The organism is Ruegeria sp. AL1 (assembly GCF_056540905.1).
On sequence record NZ_JBQFXP010000004.1, the window covers coordinates 246,697 to 267,725 of the forward strand.

General features: G+C 59.4%; 22 protein-coding genes. 14 read left to right on the plus strand and 8 right to left on the minus strand.

What is annotated here, in order from left to right; all coding sequences use genetic code 11:
• Positions 1-9 precede the first annotated feature (9 nt).
• Positions 10-489 carry a fasciclin domain-containing protein gene (locus ACRZ9X_RS08510; RefSeq protein WP_480517755.1) on the minus strand — a complete coding sequence of 160 codons (480 nt, stop codon included), beginning with the start codon at positions 487-489 and terminating at the stop codon, positions 10-12.
• A gap of 168 nt (positions 490-657) precedes the next feature.
• On the minus strand, positions 658-1,197 hold the full coding sequence (locus ACRZ9X_RS08515; protein WP_480517757.1) for an adenine phosphoribosyltransferase: 540 nt from the start codon (positions 1,195-1,197) through the stop codon (positions 658-660).
• 316 nt (positions 1,198-1,513) lie between these two features.
• On the opposite strand from ACRZ9X_RS08515, the gene ACRZ9X_RS08520 reads away from it, so the two are divergent.
• Positions 1,514-1,687 (plus strand): hypothetical protein, encoded by a 174-nt coding sequence (locus tag ACRZ9X_RS08520; protein ID WP_480517759.1) that lies wholly within the window; start codon positions 1,514-1,516, stop codon positions 1,685-1,687.
• A gap of 4 nt (positions 1,688-1,691) precedes the next feature.
• On the opposite strand, the gene ACRZ9X_RS08525 is transcribed toward ACRZ9X_RS08520, so the two are convergent.
• A complete protein-coding gene (locus tag ACRZ9X_RS08525) occupies positions 1,692-2,321 on the minus strand; it encodes a LysE family translocator (RefSeq protein ID WP_480517761.1) in 630 nt (209 codons plus the stop codon).
• 52 nt (positions 2,322-2,373) lie between these two features.
• Positions 2,374-3,390 (minus strand): DUF418 domain-containing protein, encoded by a 1,017-nt coding sequence (locus ACRZ9X_RS08530; protein WP_480517763.1) that lies wholly within the window; start codon positions 3,388-3,390, stop codon positions 2,374-2,376.
• Between the two features lie 251 nt (positions 3,391-3,641).
• Here ACRZ9X_RS08530 and ACRZ9X_RS08535 point away from each other — a divergent pair, with 251 nt between their 5' ends.
• Positions 3,642-4,502, plus strand: coding sequence for an alpha/beta hydrolase (locus ACRZ9X_RS08535; protein ID WP_480517765.1), 861 nt, complete (start codon positions 3,642-3,644; stop codon positions 4,500-4,502).
• A 13-nt stretch (positions 4,503-4,515) separates the two neighbouring features.
• On the opposite strand, the gene ACRZ9X_RS08540 is transcribed toward ACRZ9X_RS08535, so the two are convergent.
• Positions 4,516-5,388, minus strand: a complete 873-nt coding sequence (locus ACRZ9X_RS08540) for an S-methyl-5'-thioadenosine phosphorylase (RefSeq protein WP_480517767.1) — start codon at positions 5,386-5,388, stop codon at positions 4,516-4,518.
• Between the two features lie 78 nt (positions 5,389-5,466).
• Positions 5,467-6,021: a hypothetical protein gene (locus ACRZ9X_RS08545; RefSeq protein ID WP_480517769.1), complete on the minus strand. Its 555-nt coding sequence runs from the start codon at positions 6,019-6,021 to the stop codon at positions 5,467-5,469.
• Between the two features lie 167 nt (positions 6,022-6,188).
• Here ACRZ9X_RS08545 and ACRZ9X_RS08550 point away from each other — a divergent pair, with 167 nt between their 5' ends.
• A complete protein-coding gene (locus tag ACRZ9X_RS08550; protein ID WP_480517771.1) occupies positions 6,189-7,823 on the plus strand; it encodes a SulP family inorganic anion transporter in 1,635 nt (544 codons plus the stop codon).
• A 129-nt stretch (positions 7,824-7,952) separates the two neighbouring features.
• Here ACRZ9X_RS08550 and ACRZ9X_RS08555 read toward each other — a convergent pair whose 3' ends face one another.
• Positions 7,953-8,558 (minus strand): flavin reductase family protein, encoded by a 606-nt coding sequence (locus tag ACRZ9X_RS08555; protein ID WP_480517773.1) that lies wholly within the window; start codon positions 8,556-8,558, stop codon positions 7,953-7,955.
• A 72-nt stretch (positions 8,559-8,630) separates the two neighbouring features.
• Here ACRZ9X_RS08555 and ACRZ9X_RS08560 point away from each other — a divergent pair, with 72 nt between their 5' ends.
• The 5 genes from ACRZ9X_RS08560 (at position 8,631) to ACRZ9X_RS08580 (ending at position 11,682) form a co-directional block, all read left to right on the plus strand.
• Positions 8,631-9,125, plus strand: a complete 495-nt coding sequence (locus ACRZ9X_RS08560; RefSeq protein WP_480517775.1) for a GNAT family N-acetyltransferase — start codon at positions 8,631-8,633, stop codon at positions 9,123-9,125.
• Positions 9,126-9,178: 53 nt separating this feature from the next.
• The gene (locus ACRZ9X_RS08565; protein ID WP_480517777.1) at positions 9,179-9,928 is read left to right on the plus strand and encodes an EcsC family protein; all 750 of its coding nucleotides are present in this window, start codon (positions 9,179-9,181) and stop codon (positions 9,926-9,928) included.
• Between the two features lie 180 nt (positions 9,929-10,108).
• Positions 10,109-10,513 (plus strand): NUDIX hydrolase, encoded by a 405-nt coding sequence (locus ACRZ9X_RS08570; RefSeq protein WP_480517999.1) that lies wholly within the window; start codon positions 10,109-10,111, stop codon positions 10,511-10,513.
• Positions 10,514-10,584: 71 nt separating this feature from the next.
• Positions 10,585-11,040, plus strand: coding sequence for a DUF1178 family protein (locus ACRZ9X_RS08575; RefSeq protein WP_480517779.1), 456 nt, complete (start codon positions 10,585-10,587; stop codon positions 11,038-11,040).
• Positions 11,041-11,043: 3 nt separating this feature from the next.
• On the plus strand, positions 11,044-11,682 hold the full coding sequence (locus ACRZ9X_RS08580) for an SDR family NAD(P)-dependent oxidoreductase (protein WP_480517780.1): 639 nt from the start codon (positions 11,044-11,046) through the stop codon (positions 11,680-11,682).
• Here ACRZ9X_RS08580 and ACRZ9X_RS08585 read toward each other — a convergent pair.
• Positions 11,676-12,032 carry a hypothetical protein gene (locus ACRZ9X_RS08585; protein WP_480517781.1) on the minus strand — a complete coding sequence of 119 codons (357 nt, stop codon included), beginning with the start codon at positions 12,030-12,032 and terminating at the stop codon, positions 11,676-11,678. The two genes, ACRZ9X_RS08580 and ACRZ9X_RS08585, sit on opposite strands and share 7 nt — an antisense overlap.
• A gap of 165 nt (positions 12,033-12,197) precedes the next feature.
• Here ACRZ9X_RS08585 and ACRZ9X_RS08590 point away from each other — a divergent pair, with 165 nt between their 5' ends.
• The 6 genes from ACRZ9X_RS08590 (at position 12,198) to ACRZ9X_RS08615 (ending at position 21,009) form a co-directional block, all read left to right on the plus strand.
• Positions 12,198-13,436: an aspartate kinase gene (locus tag ACRZ9X_RS08590; RefSeq protein WP_480517782.1), complete on the plus strand. Its 1,239-nt coding sequence runs from the start codon at positions 12,198-12,200 to the stop codon at positions 13,434-13,436.
• 47 nt (positions 13,437-13,483) lie between these two features.
• On the plus strand, positions 13,484-15,727 hold the full coding sequence (gene ptsP / locus ACRZ9X_RS08595; protein ID WP_480517783.1) for a phosphoenolpyruvate--protein phosphotransferase: 2,244 nt from the start codon (positions 13,484-13,486) through the stop codon (positions 15,725-15,727).
• 149 nt (positions 15,728-15,876) lie between these two features.
• Positions 15,877-17,322, plus strand: coding sequence for a glucose-6-phosphate dehydrogenase (gene zwf / locus ACRZ9X_RS08600; RefSeq protein WP_480517784.1), 1,446 nt, complete (start codon positions 15,877-15,879; stop codon positions 17,320-17,322).
• 2 nt (positions 17,323-17,324) lie between these two features.
• Complete coding sequence (gene edd / locus ACRZ9X_RS08605; protein ID WP_480517785.1) at positions 17,325-19,130, plus strand: phosphogluconate dehydratase; 1,806 nt, start codon at positions 17,325-17,327, stop codon at positions 19,128-19,130.
• Positions 19,131-19,134: 4 nt separating this feature from the next.
• Positions 19,135-19,767, plus strand: coding sequence for a bifunctional 4-hydroxy-2-oxoglutarate aldolase/2-dehydro-3-deoxy-phosphogluconate aldolase (locus tag ACRZ9X_RS08610; RefSeq protein ID WP_480517786.1), 633 nt, complete (start codon positions 19,135-19,137; stop codon positions 19,765-19,767).
• A 51-nt stretch (positions 19,768-19,818) separates the two neighbouring features.
• Positions 19,819-21,009 carry a pyridoxal-phosphate-dependent aminotransferase family protein gene (locus ACRZ9X_RS08615; RefSeq protein WP_480517787.1) on the plus strand — a complete coding sequence of 397 codons (1,191 nt, stop codon included), beginning with the start codon at positions 19,819-19,821 and terminating at the stop codon, positions 21,007-21,009.
• Positions 21,010-21,029 lie beyond the last annotated feature (20 nt).

Here is a 21,029-nt window from a genome sequence, read left to right on the forward strand (position 1 = left end):
CGCGGGATTTCAGGTTTCCGGCAGGATTACTTTGTCGATGACGTGGATTACGCCATTCGACGTTTCGATATCTGCCTGAACGACCGACGCATTATTGATCATGACGCCATTGTCCAGATCAACTGTGATGTCGCTGCCCTGCACGGTTGCGGCTGTCATGTCGTCGGACAAATCACCCGACATCACTTTGCCCGGCACAACGTGATAGGTCAGGATCGCAACCAGCTGATCCCTGTTCTCGGGCTTCAGCAGAGTTTCGACCGTGCCTTCGGGCAGCGCGGCGAAAGCTTCATCCGTAGGGGCGAAGACAGTGAACGGACCATCGCCTTTCAGCGTATCAACCAGTTCGGCCGCCTGAACAGCTGCGACGAGAGTTTCAAAGCTGCCTGCGCCGACAGCCGTATCAACGATATCCTTTTTGCCACCCGCGAATGCAGCAGAGGCGATCAAGGCGCCAGACACTCCGGCAAGTGCGATTTTGCGAAACATGATAAGGTTCCCTTGTTGGGATGCCCGAAGCGGCATCATTCAGGTTACGGGCCTTTCACGAAACAAGATCATCGAATATGTGGATGAAATAACGTTGACCGGGCAGCAAGCTGCGCTAAGCCAGTGCGTCAAAAGTTTTCCACTCACGTTTTTGTGATCAGATCCAAGTCACAAACCGTCGAATTCGCATAGCACATGGACATCCATACCCATGTCCTCAAGCACTTTTCGGCCGCCGAGGGCTGGCAAATCGATGATGAACGCGCAGGAAACGATCTCGCCCCCCAGACGTTCGACCAGCTTGATCCCGGCTGCGGCTGTGCCGCCGGTGGCCAGCAGGTCATCGACCACAAGTATCTTCTCGCCCGGTTGAATGGCGTCATCATGAACTTCGACGATGGCCTCGCCATATTCCAGCTTATAGTCCTGGCTGATCGTAGTGCCGGGCAGTTTGCCTTTCTTTCGGATCGGCACAAATCCGACGCTCAGCTGGTGGGCAATGGCACCGCCCAGAATAAAACCGCGCGCCTCAAGTCCGACGACCTTGTCGATCTGTTCACCCGCATAGGGGTGCAGCATCTGGTCAATCGCCATGCGGAACCCGCGCGGGTCGGCAAACAGGGTTGTGACATCGCGAAACATGATCCCGTCATGCGGGAAATCAACGATGGTCCGAATGTAATCCTTGACCGTTTTGTTTCTGGACATAAACCACCCCTTTGGCATCAACACACGCCAAGGTGTTTGGCCCATACCGGTTAGGCTTGCAAGAAAAGACTGAAGTTACTTGCGGCGTTTGGAAACGGAATTTGGCAGGCTGTAATATCGGTACAGTGCAGCGGGTAACCAGGACAGGTGAGGTTTCCGCCAGTTTCTCTGGTCGCGCAAAAGAAATGCCTGAGCAGCATGAAGATTCATTGCCATAATCCTTGTTTTTTGTTAGGTGCTCGATAACTACAACCTATATGCAGTGTATATACATTGCATCGCGAAGTGAATCAAGATTTCCGCGGGAAAAAAGCACGTGGCAAAGAAAGACGGCAAAAGGCCCACCAAGAAAAACAGTCAGTTGGTCTTGCGTTTGGACAAGGATGAACGCGACGCATTTGTCGAACTGTGCAAAGAGCTGGACACGTCAGCCGCGCGGGAAATCCGACGCTTCATACGTGGTTTCATGAAAGAAAACGTCGAAGAGTGACGCCTCAGGCCGGGCGGCGCAGAACGGCGGTTGCCACGCCCATACCGATCAGTGCCAGCCCTCCGAACCGCGTCAATGCGATGATGACGCTTGCGCGCCCGATCATCAGGCGCAGCCGGTCGGCCAACAGCGCATAGGCCAGTGCGTTAAGCCAGGCGAGGCCGACAAATGTCGCGATCAAGATAGTGAATTGCGGGCCCAAAGGGTCAGTCGGGCGCAGGAACTGCGGCACGAAAGCGATGAAAAACGCGATGGATTTAGGGTTCAGCGCCGTGACTGCAGCGGCATGCCCAAAGACGCCACGCGCGGTCACGTCACGCCTGGTGTCCACCGCTCTCAGGCCGCCTGACGGGGCGCTGCGCAACAGTTTGATGCCCAACCAGACCAGATAAGCCGCGCCGACCCATTTCAGGATTAAAAACAGCGTGGCAGATGCCAATACCAATGCGCCAAGCCCCAGCAACGACGCGGTCATTGCAACAAGATCGCCCACAGCAACCCCGGTGGCCGACGCGACTGCCACGCTGCGTCCCTTTGACAAGGCGTAGCTGAGGACCAGCAACACCGTGGGTCCAGGGATCAAAAGCAATGCGGTAGAGGCGGCCACAAAGGTCAACCAAAGATCAAGCGACATACCAGGTCCTGTTCAAACGTTTCTGGCACCAAGCCCGCCAATGCGGTGCAGGTCAAGCCTTTCGTGGGCCGACGACCGGTCTCATGAGGGCCTCTAGCGGGCCGCTCACGAAATGGCGGCTCCAAAGCAGCGCAAAAGCTGAAGACAGGGCACAAAACGCCAACGCAAATCCGACAATCTGAGGGGTGTTGAGCGACCCGTTCAGCAACCCGGCTGCTTCGAGTCCGCCCATTCCGACCAGGATATGCGCCATATACAAGGTCAGACTTTGCCGTCCGGGCGCCACGAGCGCGGGGCCAAGGCCCAGCCCGGCGATACGCGGCCAGAGTTTCAGCAACCCTCCGATCACGACACAGGAAGACCCGGTGGCCGCCAGAACATAGAACGGCCCGGGCGGAATGGAGGCGGTGCCCAGATAGGCGGTCAGATCAGGATCGGACGCAAGAGTTTGTGGAAACACAGCCAATACAGATGCGCCAAACCCCCACATGATCAGCCGATGCTGAATGCAAATCGTATGTAGTTGAGTTCGCCCCAGCGCCATCCCGACCAGCAGAAACGCCGCCCAAGGTAGAACCGGGTGCCATCCGTTGAAAAGCGCGTTTCGCCAAAACCCGGACAGGGACCATAGATCGGGATAGGTCAGGGTCGTCCAGTCCCAGCCCCGATCATAGTTGAAACCCAGATTGGCCAGTACTGCCAGCAAGACGATTGCAACCGCACCCAGCCACAATCCTCGGGGCGACGCGGTCAGAAAGATCGCTCCGACAACGAAGTAGAGCGCGTAGAAATGCAGAATATCTGCATCGAAGATCGTCATATTTATCAGTCCGAGCACAAACAGGAATGCTGCCCTGCGCAGCAGCGTGCCCGCTGACATGCGCGAAAGGCCGACACCGACGCCCGCCAAGATGACAAACAGCGCGGCAGCCCGACCTTCCAGCGCGTCGATCAGCGCCGAGGCCCAATCATTGCCCGGCGCTACTTGTGCGGCGATGCGAAAGTTGATCAGGACCATGCCGCAGAAGGCCAAAAACCGCGCCGCATCCAAAGCTTCTAACCGCTGCATGTACGCCCTCTTTCGCTGTCACGTGGACGTCTTGTGACCTTGATTTGTGGCGCAAGTACGACCCGATCCTTTGGTCCAAATAAACAAATCGCGAGTCCGGAAGAAGATTTTCAAGACTGGTTCGCCTTTGGTCAGGCCTGTGTTGCAATGTAGCCAAGAGTTAAAGATTGGATGAAAGCCAGCGCCATTCTCTTGAAACCGGAACGTCGCTGCCCAGTATCAGACGGCATATGACCCTTTGGGAGAAGTTGATGGCACAGGATCTTGATCCCGACATGCCCGCCACGCGAACCTTAACGAGCAGGGCGCGCCTCGGGCGTGGGCTTGTCGCGCTGTGCGTCGTCGCGGCAGTCCTCTATTGTGCCATTTTGGGCTATATGTATCTGAACCAGCGCGCATTGCTGTTTAAACCCGAAGGTGCCTTGCCTGAACCAAGCGCGGTGGGGTTATCGGAAGTGGAGGTGATCGCTCTACCGATGGCGGATGGCACGGTTCTGACCGCATGGTCCGCGCCACCGGCGTCTGATACCGCGCCGACGGTTTTGTTCTTTCATGGTCAAGGTGGCAATCTGGGGGATCGCGCGGACAGATTGCGCGAAATTCTTGACAGCGGCTTCGGCCTGTTTGCGCCCAGCTATCGCGGCTATCCGGGCAGCGAAGGAACACCGTCCGAACCGGCACTGATTTCCGACGGTGTTCAGATGTACGATATGCTGAATGACAAGGGCGCGGAAATCGTTTTGCATGGCCAAAGCCTTGGCACGGCAATCGCGGCTGCCGTGGCCGAACAGCGCCCTGATGCGATGATGTTGGTGCTGGAAGCGCCTTTTACCGCAACGGTTGATGTCGCGGCCGAGCGGTATCCATGGCTGCCCGTGAACGCGCTGATGACGGATCAATTCGCCACGCGAGACCGGGTGAGTGACATTTCCGTTCCGATTCTGATCTTTCACGGCACGGATGACACAGTGGTGCCGGTTCACCATGGCAAGGCGCTGGCCGCCCTCGCGGGTGACACAGCGCAGTTGTTCATTGTGCCGGGTGGGACCCATAATGATCTGTGGTCCCACGGTCTGTGGGACAAGGTGCAACACGACTTGTCCCAAAACTGAACTCAGGACCGGCTCAGAGCACCCGACCCGCGACCGCATCCAGTTTGGCCAGCAGTGCCGGGTCGCGTTTTTCCGGAGCAGTCAGGATAGCATATTCAAGCGCCCGGTCGCAGCCATGCTCGCAAGGCGCGCGATCTGCGCCCAACAGGGCGGGCAAACCCTTGACCAAGGCACGTCCTTTGTCAGCATTACCTGTCAGCGTAGCGATAATGGCGCTGACGTCGACCTCGCCGTGATCGGGGTGCCAGCTGTCATAGTCGGTGACCATCGCGATCGAGGCGTAACACAGCTCGGCCTCGCGGGCGAGCTTGGCTTCGGGCATGTTGGTCATGCCGATGACATCGCAGCCCCATTGCTCGCGATACATGATGGATTCGGCCAGCGACGAGAACTGTGGCCCCTCCATTGCCAGATAGGTTCCGCCCCGGTGGATATTGATGCCAGCCGCCTTGCCGGCAGTCTCGCATGCATCAGAAAGTCGGGGACAGGTGGGGTGGGCAACGCTGACATGGGCAACACAGCCCGAGCTGAAGAAGCTTTTTTCACGTGCAAAAGTCCGGTCGATAAACTGATCGACGATCACGAAATCACCTGGCGCCATATGTTCGCGGAAGGACCCGCAGGCCGAGACCGAGATCACATCCGTCACACCCAGCCGCTTCAATGCGTCAATATTGGCGCGATAGGGCACGTCGGTCGGCGAATGGATATGGCCCCGTCCGTGACGCGGCAGGAACGCCATTTCTACCCCGTCCAGCGTTCCGGTAAGCACCTGATCTGAGGGCGCACCCCAGGGGGTTTCAACCGTGACCCATTCCGCGTTTTCCAGACCGTCGATATCGTAAATCCCCGATCCGCCGATGACAGCGATTTTGGTTTGGGTCACTGGTTTTCTCCGTTTGTTTTGTGTGTTCGGGAATTTGTGCGTCGTGCAGCCTTGTTTGACAAGGGGCAATGCCCGGGACTACCGGGGCAACAGCGCGCGGGCCTGCGCTTCGCTCTGAAAATCGCTCCAGGCTGCATCAAACCCCTGCAGCGGCCATGTCAGATCCTGTGATTGCCCATGGCGGTCGCGAAAGACAAAACGATAGTCGACGCCAGTCAACATTGCCTCGACAATCTGATCGGCGTCGGGGCCGCCGAACGTACAACTCAACCCGGTCAGGCACCCGGGTCGTCGCGTGCGCCAGATCACGCCATCCGCGCCATCAATGCGAAAGCCGGAGGGTCGAAACAACGTGCCGGGCTCGATGCCGAATTCAATTTCGATGCCTGTGGGCGAAGGTGTGATGAACAGATACTGCGCGCCGAATTTCGGGCGGTATGAAAACACCTCGGCCCGACGGATGTAGCACCGTTGCTTCAGAGCGCCTAATTCTTCGCGCTCATCACAGATCGAATTCCAGACACCGAAAGATTCGTAGTGAGTCACACGCCAGTTGCTTGCAGTGTCATTGCCTTCCAGATCCTGCGCAAACGCAGCTGTCGGAACCAGCAAGAACAGGACAATCCATCGCATGATCCAAACCTGCGGGAGTGTGATGCGGTCTTCAACTCACGAAGTTGAGAGGCTTACGATATGCATCAGGTGCATACCAGCCTCCCACCTATTGCGGTGGCTCCGAGGGCGGATCGCAGGTAGAAGGCCCCTTTCGCGCGAACCCATCAGACCGACAGGACCGTCCAATGCCCCGAGCCTTGCTGGCAAGCTTTGCCAACCGTATCGCCATTCCCGATCTGCGTTGGATGCCTGACGAAGGGTTCACCCTGTCGCGGGTACGCATCGAGTTGCTGTCGGGGCTGACGGTTGCACTGGCCTTGGTGCCCGAGGCCGTCGCGTTTGCGTTCGTGGCTGGCGTGCATCCTCTGGTTGGTCTTTATGCAGCGTTCATGGTGGGTCTGATCACCGCGCTGATCGGCGGCCGACCGGGCATGATTTCCGGTGCAACCGGGGCGTTGGCCGTGGTCATGGTGGCGCTGGTTGCCGAACATGGTGTCGAATACCTGTTTGCAACCGTTGTTCTGATGGGCATCTTGCAGGTAATCGCCGGAGCGATGCATTGGGGCCGCTTTATCCGTCTGGTGCCGCATCCGGTGATGCTGGGTTTTGTGAACGGGCTGGCGATTGTGATCTTTCTGGCGCAGATGGGCCAGTTCAAAGTTCCGGGCACAATGGAAAATACCGGCCACGGCATGGGCGGCGGAGATTGGCTTTCGGGTCTGCAGCTCTATACGATGTTGGGGTTGGTGGCGCTGACGATGGCGGTGATCTGGGTCATGCCGCGCATCACGCGTATCATTCCGGCACCGCTCGCCGGGATTGTCGTGGTGGCCGCGCTGGTGATTGGCCTTGGATTGGATGTGCCGCGTGTGGGTGACCTTGCCTCGATTGAGGGCGGCCTGCCACCTTTGCATATCCCGATGGTGCCGCTGACCTGGGAAACTTTCGAGATCATTCTGCCTTATGCGGTCATTCTGGCTGCGATTGGGCTTATTGAATCCTTGCTGACCCTGAACCTTGTGGGCGAGATTACCGGCAAGCGTGGCGGGGCATCGCAGGAGTGCATCGCGCAAGGCGTTGCCAATGTCGCCACCGGCTTTTTCGGCGGCATGGGCGGTTGCGCCATGATCGGACAGTCGATGATCAACGTAAAATCGGGGGGACGCACCCGTATCGCCGGGATCGCCGCTGCCTTGTTCTTGCTGATCTTTATCCTTTTTGCCTCACCCTTGATCGAGCAAATCCCGCTGGCTGCCCTGGTCGGTGTGATGTTCATGGTGGTGATTGGAACCTTTGCCTGGAACTCGTTCAATATCCTGCGCAAAGTGCCCATGACTGATGCGTTTGTCATTGTGCTGGTGACGGTTGTCACGGTGATGGAGGACCTCGCGGTTGCCGTGGTTGTGGGGGTGATCGTCTCGGCGCTGGCATATGCGTGGAACAACGCCAAGCGCATCCACGCGATTACGCGCGAATCCGAGACGGAGAAAGGCGCGAAAGTGTACGAAATTCAGGGTCCGCTGTTTTTTGGATCGTCCGAGGGGTTTGTGGAGCTATTTGATGTTCCCAATGACCCGGAAACCGTCATCGTGGATTTCGCCGAAAGCCGTGTTGTTGACCAGTCGGCGTTGCAGGCCATCGAAAATATCGCTGCCAAATATGAGACTGCCGGCAAGCGTGTCATGCTGCGCCACCTGAGCCGTGATTGTCACAAGCTGCTTAACAAGGCGGGTCATCTGATGGTCGATAGCGATGACGACCCGGATTATGAAATCGCTGTGGACTATTCGGTCCGAACCGGCATTCTTGGGGGACACTGAGTTTTTTGCGAGGCTCTGCCTCGCGCTCCGGGATATTTTTAGCCAGATGAATGCAGGATCGCTTGTTTTGTTTGGAAGGCGTCATCCTTGAGATGGCGTCGTCAGGGCAGCGGCCTCAGTTGCGCTACGTCAGTCATCCGGGCGATTGAGCGAGAATAATTCAGTGACAACCGAATAGTCCCTGTATCCAAGTCGCGCCAGAGGTTGGAAGGTTGTCACATCGAATTTGCCGTCTTTCAGGCAATCATCACGCAAGTGGACGCCTGTCACCTCTCCGAACACGACGCGGTTTGCTTCGCCAGGCAAGGTCACGATCTGAGTCAGTTTGCATTCCAGCGCTGCTGGTGCATCTGCAATGCGCGCGCAAGGCACGGTTTCGCATTCAACGGCCGTCAGACCTGCATGGGCGAATTCATCAACTTCTTTGGGTAAACCAGCCGAGCTGGCATTCATCGCATCCCGGTGCGCATGGGCCACGACATTGACGCAAAAAAAACCGGTGGCTGCGATATTGGCGATGCTGTCCTTGCCGCCATCCTGATCGTGCTTGGCACCGGTTGTTGCGAACATGACCTGTGGAGGCGTGTAGGCGACGCCGTTGAAAAAGGAATATGGGGCCAGATTGTTGATCCCATCCGCATCACGGGATGAAATCCAGCCGATGGGGCGTGGCGTGATGATGGCGTTGAAGGGGTTATGAGGCAGGCCGTGGCCATCTTCGGGGCGATAGAACATGTGGTCTCCAAGCGTTTGCCCAAGGCGTACCGAAGTGCTAGGGCGAATTCCAGCAAGGAAAAGAGGGCAGGGGTGCAGCAGTTCGGGATCAAGCCGGAAACACCGGAGGACTGGTGGGAGGTTGAGGCGCTTTATGACCTGTGCTTTGCACCGGGGCGCGAGGCCTTGTCCTCGTACCGGTTGCGCGATGACGTGCCCCCTGTTGCGGATCTGTCTTTTGTCGTGCGCGACAGTGCAGGGATCGTGGCGGGTGCGATCCGGTTCTGGCCTGTGCATGTGGGCAATCATGACGCTCTGTTGCTGGGTCCGGTCGCGGTTCACCCGACGCATCAGGGCGAAGGATTGGGCGGATATCTGATCCACGAAGGGCTGAATGCAGGGTGTGAACTGGGCTGGCGTCGCGTGATGCTGGTCGGTGATGCGCCCTATTACAAGCGGTTCGGGTTCTTCAGACTTCGGGGAATCGAGATGCCGCCTCCGACCAACCCGGACCGTGTTTTGGGCGTAGAACTGGCCGTCGGCGGATGGCAAGGGGTGTCGGGCAATGTCACCCGCTGGACCCGCTGAGGAGTTGAAATGCGCGGGTTCCGTGCCGATCTTGGACTGGCAGGAGGGCACAAATGCAAGACGTTGTTCTAGTTGCTGACATTGACCCCGAGGCCGAGCTTGACCGACTGGCCCGGTTGTATCGCACAGCCGGTGGATCGGGTGTGATGCTGCTGAACCGATTGGGCGGCTCGGCCGAGTCACTTTTGGAACAATTGCCCAATTCGCTACGGATTGGACTGACCCAGGCAACAGAACAGGCGCTTTGGCTTGCGATGCATGCGGCGCAAGGTTCGCGGCGGGCGATTCCGGACCAAAGCGCTTGGGTGAACACCGCGGTCACCACTGCGATGGGGGCCGCCGGAGGGTTGGGCGGCGTTTCCTCGGCACTGGTTGAGCTTCCGGCAACGACGGCAATGCTGTTGCGCTCGATTCAAGGAGTTGCTGCGAGCGAAGGGTTCGACCCATCCGCCGAGAATGTCCGGTTCGACAGTATCCGGGTGTTGTCCGCTGCAGGTCCGTTGTCGGAGGACGATGGCGCGGATTTGGGTTTCTTTTCCACGCGCATGACATTGACCGGCCCGGCCATACAGCGCCTGATTGCCGCTGTCGCGCCCCGTTTGTCGGTGGTTTTGGGGCAGAAGTTGGCCGCGCAATCCGTCCCCGTTCTTGGGGCGCTGGCGGGTGGGAGCACCAACTTTATCTACATGCGCTATTACCAGCAGATCGCGCGGGTTCATTTCGGCCTGCGGCGTCTGGCCATTGATGCCGATATCCCCCATGCCGAGCTTGTGCAGCGCTTGTCGCACCGTATGGGCGTGTGATCTGGGGCTTTTTCGTCAAAAAGTTGACGCTTTGTCGAAATATTGTAGCATTCAAGCCATACACCGCAAGATAAGCGGGTAAGGCAACTGGATTGAACAGTGTTGGACAGGCGGAAAAGTAAGATCTCGGGAGAGATTGGTGCGCGGCGGGGCTATCGTACAGATGTTTTGCCAGTGCATGTGCAATCGGCGGCGCTGTGCTATCGGTTTCGGGTCGGTCAGCCGGAAATCCTGCTGATTACGACCCGTCGATCAGGGCGGTGGATTATTCCAAAAGGGTGGCTGATTCCCGGGTTGAGCCCATCGCAAACGGCAGAACGGGAAGCCTGGGAAGAGGCTGGCGTTTCGGGTCGGTGTGGATCAGACAGTATCGGTCAGTTTACATATGTGAAAAACCGGGCGACCAAAGGACCAGCGCTGTGCAATGTCCGGATTTTTCCTCTGCACGTGCAGACGCTGGCGAAGGATTTTCCCGAGGCGGGCGAACGACAGCGTAGATGGGTGTCGCCGGAGGATGCCTCGAATTTGGTCATTTCACGAGAACTTGCTGCAGCGTTAAGCGATTTCGCGCGCTTCTTGCAATAAGTGACAAAGGTCAAGGCTTGATCTTATCTGGCCCGTCGGTATCTATTCGCCATCCGGCTTATGGGCGATTCATGATTCAATATGCTTTGAAATGCAGAGACGGCCACAGTTTTGACAGTTGGTTTCAATCGGCAGCGGCGTTTGACAAACTTGCCGCTGCGGGGATGGTGACCTGCGCGGTTTGCGGGTGTAGCAATGTCGAAAAGGCAGTGATGACGCCGCGTGTGCGCCCGGCCCGTCAGGCTAAAACGGGGCACGAGGTCAAAAAGGCTCCGCCAACTGAAATTGATGTCGCGACACCTGCGCCGGAAATCGAAAAGGTTCTGTCGGAACTGCGACGCAAAGTAGAACAGAACGCGGATTATGTGGGCGGCGATTTTGCCAGCGAAGCCCGCAAGATTCATCTGGGTGATGCGCCGGAACGCGCCATCTATGGTGAGGCCAAACCCGAAGATGCCAAAGCACTGGTCGAAGACGGTGTACCCGTCGCCCCTTTGCCGTTTGTGCCCAGCCGCAAGACCAACTGACCGATGCATGTGGTCGTGACGGGGGCCAACCGTGGCATCGGAAAAGCTTTGGCCGAGAAATATCGCCTTCTGGGTCATGAGGTAACTGGAACGTCCAGAACTGCGGAATGTGAAATCGCATTGGATGTCACAGACCCAAAGATGCATGCCGATATGGCAAGGCAGCTGAGCGATATGCCGGTTGATTTGCTGATTTGCAATGCGGGTGTTTATCTGGACAAAGGGCAGGATCTGAGTGGCTATCCTGTGGACATGTGGGCCCAGAGCTTTGCCGCCAATGTCACCGGGGTTTTTCTGACGATCCAGCACCTGTTGCCGCAGTTGCGCGCCGCGCGGGGCAAAATTGCGATCATGTCGTCGCAAATGGCATCGCACACGCGCGCGCCGGGGGGCAGCTATATCTACCGCGCGTCCAAGGCGGCAGCGTTAAATCTTGGGCGCAACCTGGCTATGGACCTGAAGGCGGATGGGGTCGCGATTGGTATCTACCATCCGGGTTGGGTCCAGACCGACATGGGCGGTCAGGCTGCGGACATTACTGTCGAACAATCCGCAGACGGGTTGGTCGACCGGTTTGCTGCCCTGTCACTGGAAACGACGGGCTGTTTTGAAACATATGACGGGACGCCGCACGCTTACTGAGTGTTCAGCGCAACCTGCGGAATTTCATACACTTCACCGGGTTCGATGAAGATCACCATGATATCGCCCCGCGTCTCATAGCTGAGAGGGGATGTCGAACTGCTGGAATCTGGCACGCCATCTGTGAAATAGATGCGACGTACCTCGCCATTTCCCATGGCCACGGCCAGGGTGGCAGTGCCGTCGTCACGGCGGCGAAGTTCGGCATTGCATGAACGCAGCGGATCGCCTGCGATGACGGCGCAGGGAACGGTGCCCAACGCATTCTGCCCATCGGTTGCAGACAGTGTAGCCTCTTGCGCCAGCGCGGGGCCGGACATCAGGGTCAGGGCAAAAGCAAGGCGAAACATGAATGTCCTCTTTTCGTAAGGTGTTGCAGTCAGGCTGACATTGCAGGCGGGCAAAGTAAAGCCGGCCGTCGATCCGGTGAGACGACTTTGCGCACTTGCCCTTGCGCCCCCCCTCGCATAAGACGCACGGAACCAGAAATGCAAGGCGCGGAGACATTTGCCCCCATGCCCTTACTCGTGATGAAATTCGGTGGCACCTCGGTTGCCAATCTCGACCGTATCCGCCGCGCGGCCAAACGCGTGGGCGTTGAAGTGGCCAAGGGATATGACGTGATCGTCATTGTATCGGCCATGTCGGGCAAGACGAATGAACTGGTGGGTTGGGTCAACGAAACATCACCCTTGTTCGACGCGCGGGAATATGACGCCGTGGTGTCCTCGGGTGAGAATGTGACCGCTGGCCTGATGGCTCTGACTTTGCAGGAAATGGATGTACCTGCGCGCAGCTGGCAAGGCTGGCAGGTGCCGCTGCTGACCACCAGCGCCCACAGCCAAGCACGGATCGAAGACATTCCGACCGGGAACATCACCCAGAAATTCGACGAAGGCATGAAAGTTGCCGTGGTCGCCGGGTTCCAGGGGCTTAGCCCCGAAGGCCGGATTACCACACTGGGCAGGGGCGGGTCCGACACCACAGCCGTTGCTTTTGCTGCCGCCTTCGGTGCCGAACGGTGCGACATCTACACGGATGTGGACGGTGTCTATACCACCGACCCGCGCATCTGCGACAAGGCGCGCAAGCTGGATCGTATTTCGTTCGAAGAAATGCTGGAACTGGCCTCGCTGGGGGCCAAGGTGCTGCAGACCCGCTCGGTCGAGCTGGCGATGCGCAACAAGGTGAAACTGCGCGTTCTTTCAAGCTTTGAAGAACAATCCGACGAGGCCGGGACACTGGTCTGCGACGAGGAGGATATCATGGAATCCAATGTTGTGGCCGGTGTGGCCTATTCCCGCGACGAAGCCAAGATGACCGTGGTTTCGGTGGCCGACCGCCCCGGTATCGCTTCGACTATTTTCACCGCGCTCAGCGATGAAGGGGTGAATGTCGACATGATTGTCCAGAATATCTCGGACGAGGGACGCACGGATATGACTTTCTCGTGCCCGACCGATCAGGTGGCCCGCGCGGAAAAGGCACTGCTGGCGATCAAGGATGCGGGTGAGTTGAACTATGCCGAACTGGTTGCGGACGAGGATGTCTGCAAGGTGTCGGTTGTCGGTATCGGCATGCGCTCGCAATCGGGCGTGGCGGCCAAAATGTTCAAAATCCTCTCGGATGAGGGGATCAATATCAAGGTCATCACAACCTCCGAGATCAAAATTTCCGTTCTGGTGGACAGGAAATACATGGAACTTGCGGTTCAGGCGCTGCATGATGCCTTTGAACTGGATAAGGCGGCCTGAGGATTTTCTGCCAAAGGATTTGCCTGACGCATTAATTTGGGTGGGCCATGGCCGACGGCACCGAAACTGAATCCCGTAAGCTGCTGGGGCGGCTGCGCGAAGAGATGGCGAGCGAGGCGGCCGGTCAGGAGCGTCTCGACCGGATCACCCACCTGATTGCAGACAGCATCGCCGCCGAGGTGTGCTCGATCTATCTGTTCCGCGATGAAGAAACGCTGGAACTCTGTGCGACGGAAGGATTGTCTCCCGAGGCGGTGCACAAGACGCGGATGCGGATCGGCGAGGGGCTGGTGGGCCGCGTCGCCAATTCGGGCAAGATCGTCAACACCGCTGACGCGCCCTCGGCCAAAGGATTCCGCTATATGCCCGAGACGGGTGAGGAGCGGTTTTCGTCGTTTCTGGGGGTTCCGATTCAGCGACTGGGCGAGCATCTGGGCGTTTTGGTTGTTCAGTCCCGTGAAGCCCGCGAATACTCGGCAGATGAGGTTTATGCGCTGGAAGTCGTCGCCATGGTTCTGGCCGAAATGGCGGAACTTGGCGCATTTGTCGGCGAGGGTGCGGCCCTGTCGCCGCGACACCAGCAGTCGGTACAGCTTACTGGTGGTCCTGCGCAGGAAGGGTCGGCCGAGGGCCATGTCTGGCTGCACGAGCCCCGCGTCGTGGTCACCAACCCGATCGCAGAGGATCCGCACCGCGAGCGTGAACGTCTGACGGATGCGGTGGACGAGCTGCGCGTGGGCGTCGACAAGATGCTTGAGATTTCGAAAGACGGCGATACCGAGCAACTGCAGGTTCTGGAAGCCTACCGGATGTTTGCCAATTCCAAGGGCTGGATGCGCCGGATGGAAGAAGACATCGCCCGCGGCCTCAGCGCCGAGGCGGCCGTTGAAAAAGAGCAATCGCAGGCCCGTGCCCGCATGGGGCAGGTGACCGACCCCTATCTGCGCGAACGGCTGGCCGATCTGGATGACCTGAGCAACCGGCTGCTGCGCATTCTGACCGGGCAGGGCAATACCAACGGGGCGGACCTGCCGCCCGATCCGATCCTGATCGCGCGCAATATCGGTCCGGGGGACCTTCTGGAATATGGCCGCTCACTGAAAGGGATCGTGCTGGAGGAAGGTTCGGTCGGCAGCCACGCCACGATCGTCGCGCGGGCTCTGGCCATTCCGTTGGTGGTGCATGTGGGACGCATCACGACCGAGGCGCTGAACGGCGATCATATTCTGGTCGACGGGGATCAGGGTCTGGTGCATCTGCGCCCCGAAGATCAGGTGGTCAATGCGTTCCGCGACAAGATTGCGATGCAGGCCAAGGCGCAGGAGCGTTATGCCTCGATCCGGGATACACCGACGGTGACGCGCGACGGCGAGCGGATCAATCTGGTCATGAATGCCGGTCTGATGGCCGATCTGCCTTCGCTTGGCAATTCCGGGGCCGAAGGGGTGGGGCTGTTCCGCACTGAACTCCAGTTCCTGATCCGAAACAAGATGCCCAAACGGTCAGAGCTTGTAACGCAATATCAGCGCGTTCTGGATGCGGCCGGGGAAAAGCGCGTGGTCTTCCGAACGCTGGATATCGGGTCGGACAAGGTTTTGCCCTACATGAAACATGTGGCGGAACCGAACCCTGCGCTGGGCTGGCGCGCTATCCGGGTCGGGTTGGACAAGCGCGGCGTGATGCGGATGCAATTGCAGGCCTTGATGCGCGCTGCAAACGGGCGGCCGTTGACGCTGATGTTTCCTTTCGTGGCACAGGCGGATGAGTTCCGCGAGGCCCGCTGGGAAGTCAATAAAACCATCGAACGCGAGAAACGCCTGGGCCATGTCTTGCCCGAGAAGATCGAAGTCGGCGCGATGCTGGAAACGCCTTCGCTGGCTTTTGCGCCGCAAAAGTTCTTTGACGAAGTGGACTTTGTCTCAATCGGCGGCAACGATCTGAAACAGTTCTTCTTTGCCGCCGATCGCGAGAACGAGCTGGTGCGCCGCCGTTATGACACGCTGAATGTCAGCTTTCTGAGCTTCATTGAACGCATCGTCGAGCGGTGCAATATCTCGAACACTCCGCTGAGTTTTTGTGGTGAAGATGCCGGTCGCCCCGTCGAGGCGCTGTGTCTGGCCGCCATGGGTATTCGCTCGCTGTCAATGCGTCCAGCCTCGATCGGGCCGGTCAAAAGCGTGCTGCTGCGCACCGATTTGCAATCGCTGCGGAAAGTGATCGCCGATGCGCGTCATCGAGGCGAACAATCTGTGCGGCCTTCCGTGATGGACTGGCTGCGCAATCAAAGCTGAGAGTGCCCGGTCTGAAATATTATTCAAATCCGCTGTTGATTTATGCACCGGATTTTCATATCCACACCATGAATGTTAGCGATAACATAAATCTGCATCGCTGGACCCCGCGCCCGAGCAGTGTAAGTGTGATCTGAAGGAGACCGCTGATGGTTTCACGCGTCATTCCCGTAAACCCCTTTGATCTGGTGCTGTTCGGAGCCACCGGAGATTTGGCGCAACGCAAGATATTGCCCGGCCTCTACCACCGGTTCGAGGTTGGCCAGATGCCCGAAGGGGCCCGGATCATCGGTACAGCGCGGTCCGAGATGGACAGCAAAGGATTTCGTGACCAGCTTCGCAAATCGATGAAGGAATTCGCACCAGAATTCAAAAGCGACGTGTTGGATGAATTTCTGAAACTGGTCGATTATGTTCCGGTTGATGTGAAGGGCGAAGGGGGCTGGGACACTCTGGCCAAGGCGCTGCGCCCTGATGTGGTGCGCGCGTTCTACCTTTCTGTCGGGCCCGGCCTGTTTGCGGGGATTGCGCAGCGCCTGAATGATCACGGGCTGGCGACGCCGGACAGCCGCATTGTGGTGGAAAAACCCTTTGGCCATGATCTCGCTTCGGCTAAGGCGCTGAACGAAGGTCTGCGCGCCTGTTTCGAAGAACATCAGATTTATCGGATCGACCATTATCTGGGCAAGGAAACCGTGCAGAACCTGATGGCTTTGCGGTTTGCCAATTCCCTGTTTGAACCTCTTTGGAATGCCACTCATGTCGATCATGTGCAGATCACTGTGTCCGAGACGGTCGGGGTTGAGGGGCGCGGGGCCTATTACGATCAATCCGGCGCGATGCGGGACATGATCCAGAACCATCTGGTGCAACTGCTGTGTCTGACGGCGATGGAGCCACCTTCGAAATTCGCGCCCAACGCGGTGCGTGACGAAAAGGTCAAGGTGATCGAAGCGCTGGAGCCGGTGGAGCCAAGGGACATCGCCCGAGGCCAATACCGCACCGACAAGGGCGGCGACGGCTATCTGGATCACGTCGGTGACCCGGCCAGCCGGACCGAAAGCTACATCGCGCTCAAGGCCCATATCGGCAACTGGCGCTGGGCGGGCGTGCCGTTTTACCTGCGCACAGGCAAACGCCTGCGGGCGCGCGAATCCGAAATCGCGGTCTTCTTCCGCGACCCACCGCATACGATTTTCCCCAACGTGGGCCCTCTGCACGGCAACGTGCTGGTGATCCGCCTTCAGCCGGACGAAGGCATCACCCTGCGCACCACGATCAAGGAACCGGGGCAGGGCGGTTTCCGCCTGTCCGACGTCGCGCTTGATATGAGCTTCGCCGATGCGCTGGGCGACGGCCAGCAATCCCCCGACGCCTATGAACGCCTGATCATGGACGTGATCCGCGGTGACCAGACCCTGTTCATGCGCGGGGATGAGGCCGAGGCCGCCTGGGCCTGGGTCGATCCCATCATTCAGGGCTGGGAAGATCGGGGCGACAAGCCGGCGAAATATGATCAGGGCAGTTCCGGCCCGGAAGAGGCATTGATGCTGATGCATCGCGATGGCCGCCGTTGGCGGCAGATCGGAGGTTAATCATGGTCAATACAGTAATTTCTGACGTCACCAAACGCATCATCGACCGCAGCGCCGATCTGCGCGGCCCGCATCTTGAGCGGATGGAGCAGGCCAAATCCAAAGGCCCCGCCCGCGCGCATCTGTCCTGCAGCGGTCAGGCCCATGCCTATGCTGGCGCTGGCGAAGATCAGCAGTCGATGGCCACCGGCACGGCAGGAAATCTGGGGATTGTCACCGCCTATAACGACATGCTTTCGGCCCACCAGCCGTTCGAATGCTATCCCGCCCTGATCCGCGATTCGATCCGGGCCGCGGGCGGTACCGCGCAGGTCGCGGGTGGGGTGCCCGCCATGTGCGACGGCGTCACTCAAGGCGAGGCGGGGATGGAACTGTCCCTGTTTTCCCGCGACGTGATCGCGCTGGCCACCGGCGTGGCGCTTAGCCACAACACCTATGACGCGGCTGTGTTCCTCGGCGTTTGCGACAAGATCGTGCCCGGTCTGATCATCGGTGCACAGGCCTTTGGCCATCTGCCCGCCGTGTTCCTGCCCGCCGGTCCCATGACCAGCGGTCTGCCGAATGACGAAAAGGCCAAGGTTCGCCAGAAATTCGCTGCCGGAGAAGTGGGCCGCGATGAGCTCATGAAAGCCGAAATGGCCGCCTATCACGGCCCCGGCACCTGCACCTTCTACGGCACCGCCAACACCAACCAGATGCTGATGGAGTTCATGGGCCTGCACCTGCCGGGCTCCAGCTTCGTCAATCCAAACACCTCCCTGCGCGATGCATTGACCGAGGAAGGCGCCCGCCGCGCCTTGTCGCTGAGTGCGCTGGGCAATCACTACACCCCGGTCTGTCAGATCCTGGACGAGCGCGCCTTTGTCAACGGCATCGTCGGACTGATGGCCACCGGCGGCTCCACCAACCTGCTGATCCACCTGATCGCCATGGCGCGTGCAGGCGGTATCGTGCTGGACTGGCAGGATTTCTCTGACATCTCCGCCGTGGTCCCTCTGGTCGCGCGGGTCTATCCAAACGGTCTGGCCGATGTGAACCACTTCCACGCCGCAGGCGGCTTGGGCTTTGCCATCGGCACGCTGCTGAACGAAGGCCTGCTGCACCCCGATACTCTGACGGTCGCCGGGCAGGGGCTGCACAACTACACCAAAGAACCCAAGCTGAAAAATGGCGAACTGGTCTGGGAAGACGGTGCAGGCCACAGCCTGAACGAAAAGATCGTGCGCCCCGCCAATGATCCCTTCCAGCCCACCGGCGGCCTCTCACGCCTGACCGGCAATCTGGGCACCGGCGTCATGAAAGTCTCAGCCGTCGCGCCCGAACATCAGGTGGTCGAAGCACCGGTGCGCGTGTTCCACGATCAGGACGACGTGAAAGCGGCCTTCAAAGCCGGAGAGTTCACTGGCGACACCATAGTCGTCGTCCGCTTTCAGGGCCCCAAGGCCAACGGAATGCCCGAATTGCACTCGCTCACGCCGATGCTGTCGATCCTGCAAGGCAGGGGCCAAAAAGTGGCGCTGGTCACTGATGGCCGCATGTCTGGCGCGTCCGGCAAAGTGCCCGCAGCCATCCACGTTTGTCCCGAGGCACTGGATCAGGGCCCAATCGCCTATTTGCAAGACGGCGACCTCTTGCGCGTCGACGCCGTCAAAGGCCAGCTTGAAATCCTCACCCCCGGCGTTCTCGACCGTGACCCTGCCACCGCCGATCTCTCGGCCAATCAGCACGGAGTCGGGCGCGACCTGTTCGGTGCATTCCGCCAGAATGTCGGTTCCGCCGACACAGGTGCCAGCATTTTCGGAGTTTAACTTCATGTCCAAAACCCAACGCACCCGCGAGATCTGCGCGCTGGCCCCCATCATCCCGGTGCTCGTCGTCGATGACGCCACGCACGCCCGCCCGCTGGCCCAAGCGCTGGTTGCCGGAGGCCTCCCCGCGCTCGAAGTCACCCTGCGCACCCCCGCAGCCCTCGACGCCATCCGCGCCATGGCTGACGTTCCCGGCGGCGTCGTCGGCGCAGGCACGCTGATCACGCCCGAAGACGTGCGCGCGGCAAAGGACGCCGGCGCGCAATTCGGCGTCTCACCGGGCGCAACCGACGCTTTGATTGCCGCTTGCGAGGCCGAAGGCCTGCCGCTGCTGCCGGGTGCGGCCACCGCGACAGAAGCGATGGCTCTGCTGGCCAAGGGTTATGACATGTTGAAATTCTTCCCCGCCGAGGCCTCAGGCGGCGCACCCGCCCTGAAAGCCATCGGCGCACCCCTGCCGCAGATCACCTTCTGCCCGACCGGTGGCGTGTCGCCGTCCAATGCCCTCGATTACCTATCGTTGTCCAACGTGATCTGCGCGGGCGGCAGCTGGGTCGCTCCGAAACAGATGGTCCAAAACGGCGACTGGGCCGGGATCGAAACACTTGCGCGCGAGGCCGCCAGCCTGATGGATTGACGCCACAGGACGACGCGCTAGGGTAGGCCTCAATTCAAACAGGTTGCCCTCATGACAAACACTATTTCCCTCGCGCAGGGGCGCGAGTATCTGGCCATTCCCGGCCCTTCGGTCATGCCCGACGCGGTGCTGCAGGCGATGCACCGCGCTTCGCCCAACATCTATGAAGGCGCTTTGGTCGAGATGATGCCTGCGCTGCTGGAAGACCTGCGCCGTGTCGCCCGCACCCAGCACAGTGTCGCGATCTACATCGCCAACGGTCACGGTACATGGGAAGCCGCGTTGTCCAACATCATTGCCCCCGGAGAGACCGTGCTGGCCCCGGCCTCAGGACGCTTTACCAATGGCTGGGCGGAAATGGCCGAAGGGATCGGGGCTGAGGCGCAGCTGATCGACTTTGGCACCTCGTCGCCGTGGGATTTCGACCGGATCGAGGACGCGCTGCGGGCCGACACAGACCACAAGATCAAAGCGGTTCTTGCCGTCCATGTCGATACGTCCAGTTCGATCAGAAACGACATCCCCGCACTGCGCGCCCTGCTGGATGATCTGAACCATCCCGCGCTGCTGATGGCCGATTGCATCGCCTCGCTGGGCTGCGACCGGTTCGAGATGGATGCCTGGGGCGTCGATGTCACGGTCACCGCTTGCCAGAAGGGCCTGATGACACCTGCAGGCACCGGTTTTGTCTTCTTCAACGAAAAGGCACAAGCCAAACGGGCCGCTATGCCCCGCGTCTCGAAGTATTGGGACTGGGAACCGCGCGCCAACCCCGAACTGTTCTATCAGCATTTCAACGGCACCGCGCCGACGCACCACCTCTACGGCCTGCGCGCCGCGCTCGAACTGATCCACGCTGAGGGGATCGAGCATGTCTGGGCCCGCCACGAACGTCTCGCTCAAGCCATCTGGGCCGCCTGCGAGACATGGGCCCAGGGCGGTGCGCTTGAGATGAACGTGCCTGACCGCGCCTATCGCAGCCACGCCGTGACGGCCCTGCGCTTGACCGACGGGCGCGGCACACCCTTGCGCAAATTCACCGAAACCCAACTTGGCCTGACCCTCGGCATCGGCCTGGGGATGGAGGATTGGGACGGATGCTTCCGCCTCGGTCATATGGGCCACGTCAACGCGCAGATGGTCATGGCGATGCTTGGCAGTATGGAAACCGCTATGGCCGCGCTCGACATCCCACGCGGCTCAGGCGCGCTCGAAGCCGCCGCCGCGGCACTCGCCAGCTAACACCGATCCGTCGCTTCATC